Raw genomic sequence first — 17,376 nt, 5'->3', positions numbered from 1 at the left:
CTGTGCTTGATGGTGATCTCGCTTCGCTCGTTCACTCTTCCTCCCCTACGACCGCCAGGACGGCGCCGACCTCGACCTGCTGTCCTGCCTCGACCATGAGCTCACCGACGATCCCGTCGGCCGGTGCGGCGATGGTGTGCTCCATCTTCATCGCCTCCAGCCACAGCAACGGCTGCCCTTGTTTGACCTCGTCACCCACCTGCACCCCGACCCGGATCACGATCCCCGGCATCGGCGCCACCAACGATCCGGCTGCGACCTGCTGCGACGGGTCCGTGAACCGTTCCACCGGCGTCAACGCGACGCTCCCCAGTGACGAGTCCACACAGACGAGCCCGTCGTACGCCGCTACCTCGAAGGTACGCCGTACGCCGTCAACCGCCAGCACCACGCGGTCCGCCGTACTGTCGACGAGCTGAACGTTGCCCGCAGCAACCAACCCGTCCCGGGTCAGCCGATACTCGACCTGGTAGGTGTCGTCCCCGGCCCGATAGCTCTTCCTCTGCGGCTGCGACGCCACATTCCGCCACCCGCTCGGCACCCGAACCCGCGCCGTGGCAGCCCGCCGGGCCGCGTCAGCCAGGGCGGCCGCCAACGCCGAGAGCCTCGCCGCTGCCTGGTCCGCCAACGGCTCGGCGAGAGCGCCGAGACCGTGTCGCTGGAAGAACGCGGTGTCCGTGTCACCCGCCAGAAACGCGGGGTGCCGCAGGATCCGCACCAGCAGATCCCGATTCGTGCCCACGCCGTGGATCCGGGCCCGCGCGAGCTCAGCCGCGAGCCGCCGCGCGGCCGCTGTACGGTCGGGCGCCCAGGCAATCACCTGGGCGAGCATGGCGTCGTAGAACGGCGACACCGCCGACCCGTCAGCCACCCCGGACTCAACCCGCAGCCGAGATCCTCTGCCGCTGTGGGGAAAGTTTTCGTCACCTGGTGCAAGTTTGTTTCCCCACAGCTGCCCATCCCCGACACCGAAGCGGTGAATCCGGCCGGTTGTGGGCTGCCAGTCGTGGGCTGGGTCCTCGGCGTAGACGCGCACCTCGATCGCGTGACCGACCGTCTCAGGCGGCCCGGGGGGCAGCGGTTCGCCGGATGCGATTGCGAACTGCAACTCCACCAGATCGAGGCCCGTGGTCTCTTCGGTGACTGGGTGTTCCACCTGGAGGCGGGTGTTCATCTCCAGGAAGTAGAACGCGCCCTGCTCGTCGGCGAGGAACTCGACGGTGCCGGCGCCGACGTACGCGATCGCGGCAGCCGCCTTGCGGGCGGCGTCGAACAGTTCGGCGCGCATGGACGGGATGCGTTCGACCAGCGGGGATGGGGCTTCCTCGATGACCTTCTGGTGGCGGCGTTGGATGGAGCACTCGCGTTCGCCGACCGCCCAGATCGTGCCGTGCAGATCGGCCATGATCTGGACCTCGATGTGCCGGCCGGACGCGAGGTAGCGCTCGCAGAAGACCGTGCCGTCGCCGAAGGCGGACAACGCTTCGGCGGAGGCCGCCTCGATCTCACCCGGCAGGTCCTCCAGCCGCGTGACCACCCGCATCCCGCGTCCACCACCGCCGGCCGATGCTTTCACCAGCACCGGCAAGTCGTCCGCGGAGACCTCCGCGGGCGTGAGCTCAGCGAGCACCGGCACGCCGGCGGCAGCCATCAGCTTCTTCGCCTCGATCTTCGAGCCCATCGACGAGATCGCGTCCACCGGCGGCCCGATCCACGTCAGACCCGCATCGATCACGGCCTGCGCGAACCCGGCGTTCTCCGACAGGAAGCCGTAGCCGGGATGTACGGCGTCCGCGCCGGCCCGCAACGCCGCGTCGATGATCAAGTCAGCGCGGAGATAGGTCTCGCCAGGCGTGTTGCCGGGCAGATGTACCGCCGCGTCCGCCTCGGCCACGTGGGGCGATCCCGCATCGGCGGTCGAGTGGACGGCGACCGTCGAGAGGCCGAGCGCACGCGCGGTACGGAAGATCCGCCGAGCGATCTCGCCCCGATTGGCCACCAGCACAGACGTGAACACGCGCATCACATCCTGAAGACGCCGAAGGAGGAGGTGCCCTCCACCGGTGCCGAGTGAATGGCGGACAAGCAGATCCCGAGCACAGTGCGGGTGTCGCGGGGATCGATCACGCCGTCGTCGTACAACCGGCCGGACAGGAACATCGGCAGCGACTCCGCCTCGATCTGGCCCTCGACGTACGCGCGCATCTGGGCGTCGGCCTGCTCGTCGTACGGCTGCCCCTTCGCCTCCGCGGCCGCGCGCGCCACGATCGACAGCACCCCGGCGAGTTGCTGCGGTCCCATCACCGCCGACTTCGCCGACGGCCACGCGAACAGGAAGCGCGGATCGAAGGCGCGACCACACATCCCGTAGTGCCCGGCGCCGTACGACGCTCCCATCAGGATCGAGATGTGCGGCACCGTGGAGTTCGAGACCGCGTTGATCATCTGCGCGCCGTGCTTGATGATCCCGCCCTGTTCGTACTCCTGCCCGACCATGTAGCCGGTGGTGTTGTGCAGGAAGATCAGCGGCGTGTTCGCCCGATTCGCCAACTGGATGAACTGGGCGGCCTTCTGCGACTCCTCGCTGAACAGCACACCCCGCGCGTTCGCCAGGATGCCGACCGGATATCCGTGCACCGAGGCCCACCCGGTCGCCAGCGACGACCCGTACAGCGGCTTGAACTCGTCGAACACCGACCCGTCCACCACGCGCGCGATCACGTCCCGCGGGTCGAACGGGATCTTCAGATCCCCGGGCACGATCCCGAGCAGCTCATCGGAGTCGAAGAGAGGTTCGGCGTACGACGAAGCCGGCGGCGGACCGAGTTTGCGCCAGTTCAGCCGGGACACGATCTGGCGCCCGAGCCGGATCGCGTCCTGCTCGTCGACCGCGAAGTAGTCCGCCAGGCCCGACTTCCGCGCGTGCATCGACGCGCCACCGAGCGATTCGTCGTCCGCGTCCTCGCCGGTCGCCATCTTCACCAGCGGCGGCCCGGCCAGGAACACCTTCGCGCCGCCGTCGACCATCACCACGTAGTCGCTCATGCCCGGGATGTACGCGCCACCCGCGGTCGAGTTGCCGAACACCAGGGCGATCGTCGGGATCCCCTCGGCTGACAGCCGGGTCAGATTGCGGAACATCGCGCCGCCGGGGATGAAGATCTCCTTCTGCGTCGGCAGATCCGCGCCGCCGGACTCGACCAGGCTGATCACTGGCAACCGGTTCGCCCGCGCGATCTCATCGGATCGCAGCGCCTTGCGCAGCGTCCACGGGTTGCTGGCGCCACCCTTGACCGTTGGATCGTTCGCGGTGATCAGGCACTCGACTCCCTCGACCACGCCGATCCCGGTCACCAGGCTCGCGCCGACGGTGAAGTCCGAGCCCCAGCCGGCCAGCGGCGACAGCTCGAGGAACGGCGAATCCGGGTCGAGCAGCAACTCGATCCGCTCCCGCGCCAGCAATTTCCCCCGCTTGTGATGCCGCTCGACGTACTTCTCGCCACCACCCGCCAGCGCCTTCGCGTGCTCCACCTCCAGCGCGCTCAGCTTCCCCAGCATCGCCTCGCGATTGCTTGCGTCCGAAGAAGTGTGGCCTGGAGCCTTCGGATCTTCGGACGTAACGGTGTTGTTCATGCGGTGAACCCCAGTCGTTTCGAGGCCAGGCCGGTCATGATCTCCGTGGTGCCGCCGCCGATGGCGAGGATCTTCTGGTCGCGGTACTGGCGTTCCACTTCGGCCTCGCGCCTATAGCCGAGACCGCCGTGCAGCTGGAGCGCCTGGTCGCACACCCACTGGCCGGCCTCGACCGCGGTGTTCTTGGCGAAGCACACCTCGACGATCACGTCCTCGCCGTTCATCGCTCGCTCGGTCACGTGGTGCACGTAGACCCGGGCGACGTCGATCCGGCGGGCCATCTCGGTCAGCGTGTGCTGCACGGTCTGCCGTGAGATCAACGGCCGGCCGAACGTTTCCCGGTTCCTGCACCACTCGACGGTGAGGTCGAGCGCCCGTTGCGCTCCCGCGTACGCCTGGACCGCCAGGGTCAGCCGCTCGGCGACGAAGTTCACCGCGAGTTGCACAAACCCGCTTCCTCGGATCCCGACCAGATTCTCCACCGGGACCCGTACGTCGGTGAACGACAACTCAGCCGTGTCCGAGCACAGCCACCCGAGCTTCTCCAGTTTGCGCGACACCTCGAATCCCGGTGTGCCCTTCTCGATCACCAGCAAGCTGATCCCGTGCGCACCCGGCCCGTCGGTGCGGACCGCGGTCGTGACGAAGTCCGCGCGGCACCCTGAGGTGATGTACGTTTTCGCCCCGTTCACGACGAACACGTCGCCCTCGCGGTGGGCCGTCGTACGGAGCGAGGCGACGTCCGAACCGCCGTCGGGTTCGGTGATCGCCAGCGCGCCGATCAGCTCACCGTCGAGAGTCGGCCGCACCCACCGGTCGATCTGCCTCTGGTTGCCTGCAGCAACGACGTGGGGAACGGCGATTCCGCAGGTCAGCAGCGAGGCCACCAGCCCGCCGGACCCACCGGCGTAGTGCATCTCCTCGACCACCGCGAGCGCGTCGAGTAACGAACCACCGCCACCACCGACCGCCTCCGGAAACGCGACCCCGAGCAACCCGAGCTGACCGGCCTTCTTGTGCAGCTCGCGCGGCAGCTCGCCGTCGCGCTCCCATTGATCCAAGTGAGGCAGCACCTCGGCCGCCATGAAGCGCCGGACGGATTGCCGGAAGTCGTTCACAGCAACACCTCCGGTACGTCGATGTACCGGGACCGCAGCCACTCGCCGACCGCCTTCGCCTGCGGATCGAACCGCGCCTGCGCGGCAACGCCCTCGCCGAGCAGTCCCTCGACCACGAAGTTGACCGCCCACAGATTCGGCAGCAGATACCGCGTGACCGTCAGCTCCTTGGTCTCCGGCAGCAACTCCTGGAAGAGTTCGACGGTCAGCGAGTGCGCCAGCCAGCGCCAGGCCTTCTCCTGCCGCACCCAGACGCCGACGTTCGCGTCGCCGCCTTTGTCGCCGGACCGCGCACCGGCGATCCGTCCGAGCGGGATCTCGCGCGTCCGCGGTCGTCCGCTCGATGCGAGCTGGGGCAACGGCATCGGCAGTCCGGTCTCCTCGACCGCGGTCAGCGGCTGCGTCTCCGCCGCGGGCTCGATCACCTTCCGCGTCCCGTCCGGCAGTACGACGACGTGCTCCACTTCGCGGATATCGACGTACCCGGCCCGGAAGACGCCGTACGGCGATCCGTCGCCCGGCGGCGCGGTCACGTGGAACCCGGGGTAACTCGCCAGCGCCAGCTCGACCGCGGCGCTGGAGAACGCGCGGCCGACCACCTTCTGATCCGGGTCCTTCACCGCGCACCGGAGGAACACGCTGGCCTCCTCCTCGGAGTCCGCGTTCGGCTTCTCGGTCCAGGCCACGGTCCATCGCAGCTCGGCCGGCCGCTTCGGGAGCGCCTGCTCGAGTTGCGCCTTGACCAGCTCGGCCTTCTCGTCCAGCTGAAGCCCGGTGAGCACGAAGTCCACCTCGTTGCGGAACCCGCCGACGCTGTTCAGCGAGACCTTGTACGTCGGGGGCGGCGGCTCACCGCGGACACCGGAGATCCGGACCCGATCCGGGCCGTCGTCGCCGAGCTCGATGCTGTCCAGGCGGGTGGTGACGTCCGGTCCGGCGTACCGGGCACCGGTGATCTCGTAGAGCAACTGAGCCTTGACCGTGTCGATGGTGACCGCGCCGCCGGTGTTGTCGTGCTTGGTGATCACGCTGCTGCCGTCGGCGTGGACCTCCGCGATCGGGAAGCCGGGCCGGCCGAGGTCGCGGATCTCGCTGAAGAACGCGTAGTTGCCCCCGGTCGCCTGGCAGCCGCATTCGATCACGTGGCCGGCTGCGACCGCTCCGGCGAGTTCGTCGTACTGCGTTCGCTTCCAGCCGTGGTGGGCGGCGGCGGGCCCGACGATCACCGAGGCGTCGGTGACGCGGCCGGTAACCACGACGTCCGCGCCGGCTTGGAGGGCTTCTGCAATGCCCCAGGCGCCGAGGTACGCATTGGCGGTCAGCGGGGTGCCGAGGTCCAGCTCTTCAGCTCGTGCGAGCAAGTCGTCGCCTTCGACGTACGCGATCTTCGGGTGCAGACCGAGGCGGTCGGCGAGCTGCTGGATGGCCTGCGCGAGTCCGGCGGGATTGAGGCCGCCGGCGTTGCTGACGATCTTCACGCCACGGTCGAGTGCCTCGCCCAGGCCGGTCTCGAGTTGCTTGAGGAAGGTCCGCGCGTACCCGAGGGACGGGTCCTTGAGGCGGTCCCGGCCGAGGATCAGCATGGTCAGCTCGGCCAGGTAGTCGCCGGTCAGCACGTCGAGCGGGCCGCCGGTGAGCATCTCCTCGACTGCGCTGAAGCGGTCGCCGTAGAAGCCGGACGCGTTGCCGATGCGGATCGGCGCGGTCATCCGAACTGCCCCGGTTCACGGCCCTTCCCCGGGAGGCCGGCGAAGGCCTGGATGATCTTGAGCCACTCCTCCGCCTGCGCGCCTTCCGCGCGTACGGCGAGGTCGTCGCGATGGCGGCGCTGAGTCGCCAGCAGGCAGAAGTCGAGCGCGGGGGCGGTGACTCGGTCGGCGGCGTCGTCCGGGCCCCAGGTCCAGGTGTCGCCATCGGGGCCGGTCAGTTCCACGTAGAACGGCTCGGCCGGCGGGGTGCGGTCGTTCAGCAGGTAGGCGAAGTCGCGGGTGCGGACGGCGAGATGCGCGACGTGCCGCAGTCGATTGCTCGGCTGACGGTGGACGCCGAGCGCGTCGACCACGTCCTGCCCGTGCGCCCAGGTCTCCATCAACCGGGCGGTCGCCATCGAGGTCGGACTCATCGGCGGGCCGTACCAGAGCACCTTCTCGCCGGTCGGGACCTTCTTCAGTGCATCGGCGAGCTCGGTGCGGGTCTCGCGCCAGTACGGCAGGAGCTGGTCAGGAGGCAGCGCGGCGGTCTCGGCCGCGCCCTCGTCCACGTAGCCGGTCGGGTTGGCGACGGCCTTCTGCAGTGAGGCCTTGAACCCTCCCGGATCGGTGGCGGCCAGGTGCGCGGCCTCGTCGGTCCAGGCGAGATGGGCGATCTGATGTGCGATCGTCCAGCCCTCGGCCGGCGTCGGCGTCGCCCACGCGTCGGCGGCTAGACCACCGACAAGCCGATCCAGCTCCGCGCTCTCGGCCCACAGATCGGCCAGCACTTCGTCCAGTTGCACGCTGCACTCCCTCGCCGGGGATCGTGCAGCCGACACTGGCACGCCCAGCAAAAAGAATCAAGTGTGCTTGTTTTCCGACGACCGCCCGTGCCTGGGTACCGAGGTTGGAGAAGGGCGAGGCGCGCGGACAACGTCCGCCGCCGCGGTGATGAGAGACTTCACGCATGGCTGCGGCGGTTGATCGAGCAGCTGCGTTCGAGGTGGTTGCCGCCCGCTGCATTTCTCGGGCGTGGGCGCTCGGCGGGTCAGTCCTCGGACAGGAGCCAGCCGATGCGCAGTTCCTCCGCACCCGGCCGGAATGTCTGGATGAGCTCGGCGCGCTCGGGGTCGTCTTCGGGAAGTTCGTCGGCGAGGGCGGCCTGCGCGGCGATCGTCTGGGGCCGGGCGCCGAGCGCGGCCCGCAGGTGCAGTGACCGGCGCAGCATCGCGATCCGCTCGGCGGGCTCCTTGAGATGTGCGAGGTGCCGGATGATGTAGGACTCGAAGTACCCGTCGCCGGACTTCGTCGCGATCTCGAGAGCTGTCTCGTAGCGCCGGAGGGCGCCAGCCGCGTCGTCGTCGATGTTGTCCAGCAAGACGCCCCAGTGGTACTCGGCCCAACCGCGCTGGTTCTCGTCGCCGCTCTCAACCGCCGCGCGGTAGCCCGCCCCGGCCACGGCGCGGTCGTCGGCGCGGGGGTCGCGCTGGAACAGCAGCCGGCTGTAGGCCAGTCGCGCCGTCAGCAAGTGCGCGGTCGGCGACGCGGGATCGAGCGCCGCGACCGCCTTCTCGGCCTCCTCATGACCCTCGATCCGGAAGAACCAGCGGTCGACGGCGATCTCCGCGCGCAGTTCGGGATCGCCGTCCGGGCCCAAGACCGCGAGCGCGGCATCCCACTCCCCGAGCAACTGCAGGCATCGGGCCATGTAGGCGTCATCAGGTAGCATGGCGCCTACCATAGGCAACGGCGATGTAGGTGGTCAAGTGCAATACGGTGACTACATTGGGAATGTGACGCGGCTGGCCGTCGAGCTGGCGAATACCGGCACCCTCGACCAGCACGGCGAGCTCGTCGCCGCGTTCTTCGCGGAGCACGAGATCACTCCGCCACCGGACGGCGACTACGGCGAGCTGCCGGACCTCCTACGTACGGCGCTGGCGCAGTCGGTCGACGGCGCAGCCCCCGACGCCGTGCACCGCCTGCTGCGCGAGTACCCGCCGGACATGCACCTGTCCGACCACGACGGCCTCGGCTGGCACGTCCACTTCAGCCGCAACGGCACCCCGGCCAAGCGCTGGGTCGGCCAGTTGGTCGCCGCCAAGCTCGCCCTGGTCGCGGCCGGGGATCCGGCGGTGACGCTGGGGCGATGCGCCGCGGCCGGCTGCGCAAACTACTTCGTCGACCAGTCACGCAACCGGACGCGCCGGTTCTGCTCCAACGCCTGCGCGAGCCGGACGACGGTCGCGGCCTACCGAGCCCGAACGGCGAAAAACCCCTGACAGAGTCGAGACCTAAGTACTCGCGCCGGCGACTTTGTGCACCGAGTCCGCAGTTCCAGGGCCGTCGCGTGCGTCTACCGTGCACAAAGTCGGGCTGATCGCTGACTCGTCACGGTGATTACTTGAGTGGTCGGGGGGATCACTAGGGTGGGGTGGACCATGGATCTCAAGAGCCCGATCAGCGTTGTGGTGCCGTCGTTGGACGGGCCTGTCCTGCAGGTGCTGGCGCGGAGTGAAGAAGGGCTGTCGGGACGGCAGATCCACAAGCTGGCCGGGTCGGGGAGTGTCGCGGGCGTCCGGCTCGTGCTGCAGCGGCTGGCGGCAACCGGGCTGGTGCATGTCGATGACGTCGGCAACTCGTTGCTCTATCGCCTCAACCGCAAGCACCTCGTCGCCCCCGCGGTCGAGTTCCTGGCGGACCTGCGCAGTACGTTGATCAGCCGGCTCGCGGACGAGATCAGCGGCTGGCGGATCCCGCCGGTCCACGCCAGTGTGTACGGCGCTCTCGCCCGCGGCGACGGTGATCCGGACAGTGACGTCGACCTGCTGCTGATCCGCCCGGACCACCTGGATGCGGGCGACGTGCTCTGGGAGGATCAGGCCGGCCGCCTGATGCAGACCGTGGTCGACCTCACCGGCAACCCGGCGCACGTCTTCGAGCTCAGCCGGACCGAGCTGGCCAGCCACCTCGCCATCGAGGAGCCGATCCTCAACGACTGGATGCGTCCCAGCATCCAACTGACCGGTCTCCCGCTCGCAGCCCTGATGGCGGAGTCCGGCCGGACGCTAGTGGCCCAGTAGCGGCGCCATCAACCGCGCGATCCGGCTCTCCCGCCTGGTCACCCGCTCCTCTGTGTCGGCGAACGTCATCGCCCGCAGCCCGGCGTTGATCCCGAGCCACCGCAGCGGTTCGGCCTCCCACTGCCGCGAGCGATGCCCGACCCACGGCAACCGGACCAACCCGGTGTCCCGCCCGAGGATCAGGTCCGTCAACGTCCGCCCCGCGAGGTTCGTCGTACTCACGCCATCCCCGACGTACCCACCGGCCCACGCCAGCCCCGACCCGCGATCCAGACCGACCGACGCACACCAGTCGCGCGGTATCCCCAGCGGCCCACCCCACGCATGCGTGAACCGAACCTCCGGCAGATCGAACAGCTCCCGCAACGTCGCCTGCAAACCCTTGAAAACTCGCGGTATCTCGTCGTACGACGGCTTGATCCGCGACCGGAAGTGGTACGGCGCACCCCGCCCGCCGAACGCCAGCCGCCCATCGGCCGTCCGCTGCCCGTAGATGATCAGGTGCCGGTGGTCGCTGAACGTCGGCCGATCCGCCAGCCCGATCCGCTCCCAGACGGCGGCATCGAGCGGCTCGGTCGCCACCATCAACGAGTACACCGGTGCCACCGCCCGAGACTCTCCGGCCAGCCCTGGTGTGAACCCCTCTGTGGCCCGGACCACCACGTCCGCCCGCACTCCGCCGTACGACGTGATCGCGCGACCGGGCTCGATCGTATGTACCGGCGTGTGCTCGTGGATCGTCACGCCGAGACGTTCGACCACGGCGGCCAGTCCGCGCACGAGCCTGCCCGGATGGATCGCCGCGCAATGCGGCGTGAATGTTGCCCCGAGCACCTTTGTTGCCCGCACCTGCGCGGCGACCTCGTCCGGCTCGAGGAACCGGAGATCGCCAGGTCCCCACTCGTGGGCGGCGGCCACCTCGGCGCGAGCCCGGGCGAGCTGCACCGGCGTGCGGGCCAGCACGATCGTCCCGCCCTTGTGGTAGTCGCAGTCGATCCCCTCGGCGGCGGTGACCAGCCCCACCTCGTTCACCGTCGCCTGCATCGCGCGGTGCAGCTCGATCGCCGCCTCCCGGCTCGATCCCGGCAGCGACGCCAACCGCCGCGACGACACCGGGAACAGCGCGGAACACCAACCACCATTACGACCTGACGCACCGAACCCGGCCGTGTGTGCCTCGAGTACGACGATGCGCAGCGACGGATCGGCCTTCGCCAGGTAGTACGCGGTCCACAGGCCGGTGTACCCGGCGCCGACGATCGCTACGTCGGCGTCCCGGTCACCGGCGAGCCCGGGGCGTTCGGTGGCCGAGGTAGTCGTGGACCAGAGGTTCAGCGCACACCCCAGGAGTAGGTTTGTTTGACCAGCTTCAGATAGACGAAGGTCTCCGTCGCCTTCACGCCGTCGATCTGCCGGACCCGCTCCGACAGCACCTGCAGGAGGTGCTCATCGCTCTCACACAACACCTCGGCCAGCAGGTCGAACGAGCCGGCCGTGATCACGACGTACTCGACCTCGTCCATCTTCGCGAGCTCGTCAGCGATCGGTTCCAGCGAACCCTCGGCCTTGATCCCGATCATCGCCTGCCGGTCGAAGCCGAGCTCGAGCGGATCGGTCACCGCGACCACCTGCATCACGCCGGCCTCGGTCAGCCGCTGCACGCGCTGCCGGACCGCCGCCTCGGACAGGCCGACCGCCTTGCCGATCGCCGCGTACGAGCGACGCCCATCGAGCTGCAGTTGCTCGATGATCGCCTTCGAGGTGTCATCGAGCAGAGTCTGGTTCTTGTCGGAGTTCCCCGTTCGTACTGCCACCCGGAGATCCTGTCAGTGTCACCGGGCGTAAGCAAGTCGTCAAAGCGGAATTCGTTGCGAAATGGGCGAATAACTTCGGAATCCCTTGTCTATGTTGGCCCGGTTTGACAGTATCGCCCGCGAACGACGCTTTCTAGGGGGGTCCAATGAGTCCTCGTCACCAGCCTGTTATCGGGCGCCGGGCGGTGCTGAAGGGGATGTCGTTGTCCGCCCTCGGGCTGGGCGGGGTCCTCACCGGCTGCGGGATCCCCGCGGCCAAGCAGAGCGCCGGCGACTGCATCAGCACCGATGAGTCGGCGCAACAGAAGACGCTGAACTTCTCGAACTGGCCGAGCTACATGGACGAGTCCGACGAGAAGGTCAACGGCAAGACGGTGCTGCCGACACTGGAGGACTTCCAGACCCAGTCCGGCATCAAGGTCACCTACACCACCGACGTGAACGACAACGCCGAGTTCTACGCCAAGGTCCGCGACCAGCTCGGCAGTTGCCAGTCCTGCGGCCGGGACATCTTCGTGCTGACCGACTGGATGGCGGCCCGGATGATCGGGCTGGGCTGGATCCAGAAGCTCGACCACACGAAGATTCCGAACGTCGACAAGCAGTTGCTGGCCAAACTGAAGGCGCCGAGCTGGGACCCGAACCGCGATTACAGCGTCCCATGGCAGAGCGGTCTGACCGGGATCGCCTACAACGCGAAGGTCACCAAGCCAGTGGGCAGCTTCACGGATCTGCTCACCCGGGAGGACCTGAAGGGCCGCATCACGCTGCTGTCCGAGATGCCGGACACGATGTCGTTCATGCTCAAGCTGGTCGGCGCCAACCCGGAGAAGTTCAACGACGCGGAGTGGAGCAAGGCGCTGCAGAAGCTCGAGGACGTCGTCGGCACCGGGCAGATCCGCCGCTTCACCGGCAACGACTATGTGCAGGACCTGAACGCCGGCAACATCGCCGCCTGCGAGGCCTGGTCCGGCGACGTGATCGCCATGCAGGCCGACAACCCGGACATCAAGTTCGTGGTGCCTGAAGAGGGCCTGATGCTGTGGTCGGACAACATGCTCGTGCCGAACAAGGCGACGCACAAGGCGAACGCCGAGAAGCTGATGAACTACTACTACGAACCCGAGGTCGCCGCGACGCTGGCCGACTGGGTGAACTACATCTGCCCGGTCGCCGGCGCCAAGAAGGCGATGGAGACGGTCGATCCCGACGTCGTCGACGACCCGCTGATCTTCCCCGACGACGCGATGCTGGCCAAGACTTCCGCGTTCATGCCACTGGACACGGCCAAGGCGGCCCTCTACGAAACCGACTTCAACCTCGCGATCGGGGGCTGAGATGACCAGCGATCTGGTTCTCACCGGCATCAGCAAGGAATTCGGCGCGCATCGTGCGGTCGACGATCTGGATCTGACCGTGCCGGAGGGGGCGTTCTTCGCGCTGCTCGGCCCGTCCGGGTGCGGCAAGACGACCACGCTGCGGATGGTCGCCGGGCTGGAGGAGCCGAGCGCCGGGAAGATCCGGCTGGGTGAGCAGGACATCACCGGACTGCGCCCGTACAAGCGTCCGGTCAACACGGTGTTCCAGAACTACGCGCTGTTCCCGCATCTCGACATTTTCGAGAACGTCGCGTTCGGATTGAGGCGGCGTGGCGTCAAGGACTTCAAGCCGAAGGTCGACGAGATGCTCGACCTGGTCGAGCTCGGCGGGTACGGCAAGCGCAAGCCGAGCCAGCTCTCCGGTGGCCAGCAGCAACGAGTCGCGCTGGCCCGGGCGCTGATCAACCGCCCGCAGGTGCTGCTGCTGGACGAGCCGCTCGGTGCGCTCGACCTCAAGCTGCGCCGGCAGATGCAGCTGGAGCTGAAGCGGATCCAGACCGAGGTCGGCATCACGTTCGTGCACGTCACCCACGACCAGGAGGAGGCCATGACGATGGCCGACACCATCGCGGTGATGAACGCCGGCGTGATCGAGCAGATGGGTACGCCGACCGAGCTCTACGACCTGCCCGCCACGACGTTCGTGGCGAACTTCCTCGGTCAGTCCAACCTGATCCGAGCCGCCATCATCGGCCAGGCCGACGAGAACCTGGTGGTGGACGTGCACGGACGCAAGGTGACCGTGCCACTGCCCAGGTGCCGGGTGACCGAGGGCGACGTCTGGATGGGGATCAGACCCGAGAAGGTCTTCCTGGCGCGAGCGGGCACCGAGCAGAGCAACGGATCGAACCAGCTGCGCGGTGCGCTCGTGACCGATGTGAGTTACGTCGGCGTCAGTACGCAGTACCTGGCGAAGCTGCCATGGGATCAGGAGCTGACGGTCTTCGAGCAGAACACCGGCGCCCGCGACACGTTCGCCGTCGGGGACGCGGTCGACCTGCACTGGCAGCCGTCGCACACGTTCGTGCTGGACGCGGAGCAGGATGCGCACGCCGGGGTCGAGAAGATCGACGACGCGGGTGGCGCCGGATGAGCGCGGTCGGCCAGCTGGGTGCGGCCACCGCGGCCCCGCCTGCCAAGACCGAACGGCCCGGCCGGCGGCTCACGGCGTACCTGCTGCTGCTCCCGGGTGGGCTCTGGCTGCTGTTGTTCTTCGTCGTACCGCTGGTGACGTTGCTCGCGGCCAGCCTGTACGACCCGAACGGGTCGATCGAGTCCGGGTTCAAGATGACCTGGCACTTCCAGAACTTCGCCGACGCGATGGCGGACTACGCGCGGCCGTTCTTCCGGTCGTTGTGGTACTCGCTGATCACGACCGCGTTCTGCTTGATTCTCGGGTATCCGCTGGCGTACGCGATCGCGATGAAGGCCGGCCGGTGGAAGAACCTGATGCTGGCGCTGGTGATCGCGCCGTTCTTCACCAGCTTCCTCATCCGCACGCTGTCGTGGAAGCTGCTGCTGAGCGACAACGGCTTTGTCGTCGATACGCTGAAGTGGCTGCACATCCTCGGCCAGGACGGCCGGCTGCTCGCCACCACGACTGCGGTCGTCACCGGTCTGACGTACAACTTCCTGCCGTTCATGGTGCTGCCGCTGTACGCGAGCCTGGAACGGATCGACCCGCGGTTGATCGAGGCGGGCGGGGATCTGTTCGCCAATCCGTTCACCACGTTCCGGACCGTCACGCTGCCGCTTTCGATGCCGGGTTTGGTCGCGGGCACGCTGCTCACCTTCATTCCGGCGGCCGGCGACTACATCAACGCGCAGCTGCTCGGTACGCCGAAGCAGCGGATGATCGGCAACGACATCCAGCGCCTGTTCGCCGCGGGCGCGTATCCGACCGCGGCCGCGCTGTCGGTGACGCTGATGGCGGCGATCGTCCTACTGGTCGTTGTCTACGTTTGGCGCTCGGGGACGGAGGAACTGGTATGAGGGTCGGGCGGTGGGTCAGGCGGAACATGATCATGATGTTCGCCGTGCTCGTGCTGCTCTACCTCTTCGCGCCGATCATGGTCGTGATGTTGATGTCGTTCAACGCGCCGAAGAGCAAGCTTTCGTACACCTTCGACGGGTTCACGTGGGAGAACTGGCAGCATCCGTGCCGGCCGTTCGGGCTGTGCGACGCGGTCAGCACCAGCCTGCGGATCGGCCTGCTCGCGACTGTGATCGCGACCGCTTTGGGCACACTGATGGCCTTCGCGATGGTGCGGCACCGCTTCCGCGGCCGGTCCGCGACGAACCTGTTCATCTTCCTGCCGATGGCGTCGCCGGAGATCGTGCTCGGTTCGTCGCTGCTCGCGCTGTTCGTCTCCAGCGGGTTCGGCGGTCAGCTCGGGTTCTGGACGGTGCTGATCGCGCACGTGATGTTCTGCCTGTCGTTCGTCGTGGTGACGGTCAAGGCCCGGCTGACCGGGATGGATTTCCGGCTCGAACAGGCCGCGATGGATCTGTACGCGAACGAGTGGCAGGCGTTCTGGCGGATCACCTTCCCACTGGTGCTCCCCGGCATCGTGGCCGCGGCGCTGCTGAGTTTCTCGTTGTCCTTCGACGACTTCATCATCACCAACCTGAACGCCGGCACCACGGTCACGTTCCCGATGTTCGTCTGGGGCTCGGCGCAACGCGACATCCCGCCGCAGATCAACGTCGTCGGTACGGCGATGTTCCTGCTGGCCCTCGTCCTCGTACTGGGCGGCGAACTCACGCGGCGGCGACGGGCGCGATGAAACTCGCGGCGCTCGCAGACGCCGAACCGCGGGTCTTCTGGCTCGACGACAAGTCCGCGCCGGATCCGGCGCCTGCGCTGCTCGGGCCGACCGAGGCGGACCTGGCCGTGGTCGGCGGCGGGTACACCGGCCTGTGGACGGCGCTGCGGGCGAAGGAGCGGTACCCGTCGCTGGACGTCGTACTCCTGGAATCGGACACCTGCGGATCCGCGGCCAGCGGCCGCAACGGCGGCTTCTGCGACGCTAGCCTCACCCACGGGTTCGCCAACGGGCAGGCCCGCTGGCCTGCTGAGATGGATGACCTGGAGCGCCTGGGCCTGGAGAACCTGGACGCGATCGGTGCCACCGTCACCCGGCTCCGCATCGATTGCGACTGGCAACGAACCGGCGAGCTCACCGTCGCGACCGCGCCGCATCACCTGGACGAGCTGGCCGCGGAAGCCGAGGAGCGTTCGGGCGTGCGGTTGCTTGACCAGGACGCGGCCCGCGCCGAGGTGAACTCACCCACCTATCTCGGCGCGTTGCACGACCCCGGCCGCACCGCACTCGTCGAGCCCGCGCGGCTCGCTTGGGGACTGCGGCAGGCCTGCCTCGACCTCGGCGTACGCATCCACGAAAACAGCCAGGTCAACCGGATGCACACCCGCTCGTTGGCAACAGCAACAGGCTCCGTCCGCGCCGAGCACATCGCCCTCGCCACCAACGCGTTCCCCTCGCTGCTGCGGCGGTTGCGGTTGTACACCGTCCCCGTCTACGACCTGGTCCTCGTCACCGAGCCGCTCTCCGCCGCCCAACTCTCATCCATCGGTTGGCGCCATCGCCAAGGCATCGGCGACGCCTCCAACCTCTTCCACTACTACCGCCTCACCCGCGACAACCGCATCCTCTGGGGCGGCTACCTCCCCCTCTACCACTACGCCAGCCGCATCGACCCGGCATTCGAACAGCGCGACTCCATCCACAAGCTGCTGGCCCGGCACTTCTTCACCACGTTCCCCCAACTGGAAGGCCTGCACTTCACGCACCGCTGGGGCGGCGTCATTGACACCAGCACCCGCTTCTGCGCCTTCTTCGGCACCGCCCACGCCGGCAAGGTCGGCTACGCCCTCGGCTACACCGGCCTAGGCGTCGCCGCCACCCGCTTCGGCGCCGACGTCATGCTCGACCTCCTGTACGGCGAGGACACCGAACGCACCCGCCTCCGCATGGTCCGCGAACGCCCCCGTCGCTTCCCACCCGAGCCCTTCCGCGCCGCCGGCATCCACCTCACCCGCTGGTCCATGTCCCAAGCCGACGCCCACGCCGGCCACCGCAACCTCTGGCTCCGAACCCTCGACCGAATGGGCCTCGGCTTCGACTTCTAACGACTGTGGACTACCCACGCGTGCCGGAGCAGGCACTCCTTCGTCGCGCCTGCTCCGCGCGCTCCCACCCACCCGACTCTCCCTGCGGGCTACCGCCCGCCTTTGCACGCTGCCGCGCGCGATCGACCAGGGCCGGCGTGGTGTCCGCAAGCCGACTGTCATGACGCCAACCGCCAAGTCTCTATGCACTCAAACGCCTGGCAGCAACACTGGTCCACCTCCCCCGTACCTAGTGCCTCGCCAAGAAACGTCGAGGTCGTTACCGCACTTGCCTTCCGCCGGGGGCACTTTCAGGGGAGAACCTCGCAGTTGCACCCTTCTACCCACCGCATTCGCGGGGTGAAGGGACCAGATCAGGGGTGAACCCCGCACCTGGCCGCCGGGGCCGGCTTCGGGGTGGTGGTCACTCTGGATTACCTGCCCAACCTTGCTTGACGCGGCACTAGTAGATCGTCGCACCTAATGTGTGGGGTATAGGTGGCGGAGTTTGGTGCGTGCGTCGTGGGTG

The 17,376-nt window shown here is 68.0% G+C and carries 15 protein-coding genes; 7 read left to right on the top strand and 8 right to left on the bottom strand.

Going from position 1 to position 17,376, the window contains the following annotated elements:
- Positions 1-31: 31 nt before the first annotated feature.
- The 6 genes from ACXC9Q_RS30725 to ACXC9Q_RS30700 all read right to left on the bottom strand — a co-directional run bounded on the left by ACXC9Q_RS30725 (position 32) and on the right by ACXC9Q_RS30700 (position 8,171).
- Entirely contained in the window at positions 32-2,023 is a 1,992-nt protein-coding gene (locus tag ACXC9Q_RS30725; protein ID WP_457060120.1) for an ATP-binding protein, read from the bottom strand.
- Positions 2,023-3,633 carry an acyl-CoA carboxylase subunit beta gene (locus ACXC9Q_RS30720; RefSeq protein ID WP_457060119.1) on the bottom strand — a complete coding sequence of 537 codons (1,611 nt, stop codon included), beginning with the start codon at positions 3,631-3,633 and terminating at the stop codon, positions 2,023-2,025. Before ACXC9Q_RS30720 ends, ACXC9Q_RS30725 begins: the two co-directional genes overlap by 1 nt.
- Positions 3,630-4,751 carry an acyl-CoA dehydrogenase family protein gene (locus tag ACXC9Q_RS30715; RefSeq protein WP_457060118.1) on the bottom strand — a complete coding sequence of 374 codons (1,122 nt, stop codon included), beginning with the start codon at positions 4,749-4,751 and terminating at the stop codon, positions 3,630-3,632. The genes ACXC9Q_RS30720 and ACXC9Q_RS30715 overlap by 4 nt, the downstream gene beginning before the upstream one ends.
- Positions 4,748-6,460 carry an acyclic terpene utilization AtuA family protein gene (locus ACXC9Q_RS30710; RefSeq protein WP_457060117.1) on the bottom strand — a complete coding sequence of 571 codons (1,713 nt, stop codon included), beginning with the start codon at positions 6,458-6,460 and terminating at the stop codon, positions 4,748-4,750. The genes ACXC9Q_RS30715 and ACXC9Q_RS30710 overlap by 4 nt, the downstream gene beginning before the upstream one ends.
- Positions 6,457-7,245, bottom strand: a complete 789-nt coding sequence (locus tag ACXC9Q_RS30705) for a TIGR03084 family metal-binding protein (RefSeq protein ID WP_457060116.1) — start codon at positions 7,243-7,245, stop codon at positions 6,457-6,459. Before ACXC9Q_RS30705 ends, ACXC9Q_RS30710 begins: the two co-directional genes overlap by 4 nt.
- Before the next feature lie 245 nt (positions 7,246-7,490).
- Entirely contained in the window at positions 7,491-8,171 is a 681-nt protein-coding gene (locus ACXC9Q_RS30700) for a hypothetical protein (protein WP_457060115.1), read from the bottom strand.
- Positions 8,172-8,235: 64 nt separating this feature from the next.
- On the opposite strand from ACXC9Q_RS30700, the gene ACXC9Q_RS30695 reads away from it, so the two are divergent.
- Both ACXC9Q_RS30695 and ACXC9Q_RS30690 read left to right on the top strand, forming a co-directional pair.
- Positions 8,236-8,724, top strand: coding sequence for a CGNR zinc finger domain-containing protein (locus tag ACXC9Q_RS30695; protein WP_457060114.1), 489 nt, complete (start codon positions 8,236-8,238; stop codon positions 8,722-8,724).
- Positions 8,725-8,883: 159 nt separating this feature from the next.
- The gene (locus ACXC9Q_RS30690) at positions 8,884-9,525 is read left to right on the top strand and encodes a nucleotidyltransferase domain-containing protein (protein ID WP_457060113.1); all 642 of its coding nucleotides are present in this window, start codon (positions 8,884-8,886) and stop codon (positions 9,523-9,525) included.
- Here ACXC9Q_RS30690 and ACXC9Q_RS30685 read toward each other — a convergent pair.
- Positions 9,511-10,860, bottom strand: coding sequence for an NAD(P)/FAD-dependent oxidoreductase (locus ACXC9Q_RS30685; protein WP_457060208.1), 1,350 nt, complete (start codon positions 10,858-10,860; stop codon positions 9,511-9,513). The genes ACXC9Q_RS30690 and ACXC9Q_RS30685 overlap by 15 nt on opposite strands.
- Positions 10,857-11,339: an Lrp/AsnC family transcriptional regulator gene (locus ACXC9Q_RS30680; protein ID WP_328524976.1), complete on the bottom strand. Its 483-nt coding sequence runs from the start codon at positions 11,337-11,339 to the stop codon at positions 10,857-10,859. The genes ACXC9Q_RS30685 and ACXC9Q_RS30680 overlap by 4 nt, the downstream gene beginning before the upstream one ends.
- A 146-nt stretch (positions 11,340-11,485) precedes the next feature.
- Between ACXC9Q_RS30680 and ACXC9Q_RS30675 the strand changes: the two genes are divergently transcribed.
- Genes ACXC9Q_RS30675 through ACXC9Q_RS30655 form a run of 5 tightly spaced genes read left to right on the top strand, consistent with a single transcriptional unit; the run spans position 11,486 to position 16,868 of the window.
- Positions 11,486-12,676 (top strand): polyamine ABC transporter substrate-binding protein, encoded by a 1,191-nt coding sequence (locus tag ACXC9Q_RS30675; protein WP_457060112.1) that lies wholly within the window; start codon positions 11,486-11,488, stop codon positions 12,674-12,676.
- A gap of 1 nt (position 12,677) precedes the next feature.
- Positions 12,678-13,811, top strand: coding sequence for an ABC transporter ATP-binding protein (locus tag ACXC9Q_RS30670; RefSeq protein ID WP_457060111.1), 1,134 nt, complete (start codon positions 12,678-12,680; stop codon positions 13,809-13,811).
- Positions 13,808-14,710 (top strand): ABC transporter permease, encoded by a 903-nt coding sequence (locus ACXC9Q_RS30665; RefSeq protein WP_457060110.1) that lies wholly within the window; start codon positions 13,808-13,810, stop codon positions 14,708-14,710. The genes ACXC9Q_RS30670 and ACXC9Q_RS30665 overlap by 4 nt, the downstream gene beginning before the upstream one ends.
- Entirely contained in the window at positions 14,707-15,504 is a 798-nt protein-coding gene (locus ACXC9Q_RS30660) for an ABC transporter permease (RefSeq protein ID WP_457060109.1), read from the top strand. The genes ACXC9Q_RS30665 and ACXC9Q_RS30660 overlap by 4 nt, the downstream gene beginning before the upstream one ends.
- The gene (locus tag ACXC9Q_RS30655; RefSeq protein ID WP_457060108.1) at positions 15,501-16,868 is read left to right on the top strand and encodes an NAD(P)/FAD-dependent oxidoreductase; all 1,368 of its coding nucleotides are present in this window, start codon (positions 15,501-15,503) and stop codon (positions 16,866-16,868) included. Before ACXC9Q_RS30660 ends, ACXC9Q_RS30655 begins: the two co-directional genes overlap by 4 nt.
- The last annotated feature ends 508 nt before the right edge of the window (positions 16,869-17,376 follow it).

It is taken from the genome of Kribbella sp. CWNU-51, assembly GCF_054073265.1.
This window is presented reverse-complemented; position numbering and strand designations above follow the sequence as displayed.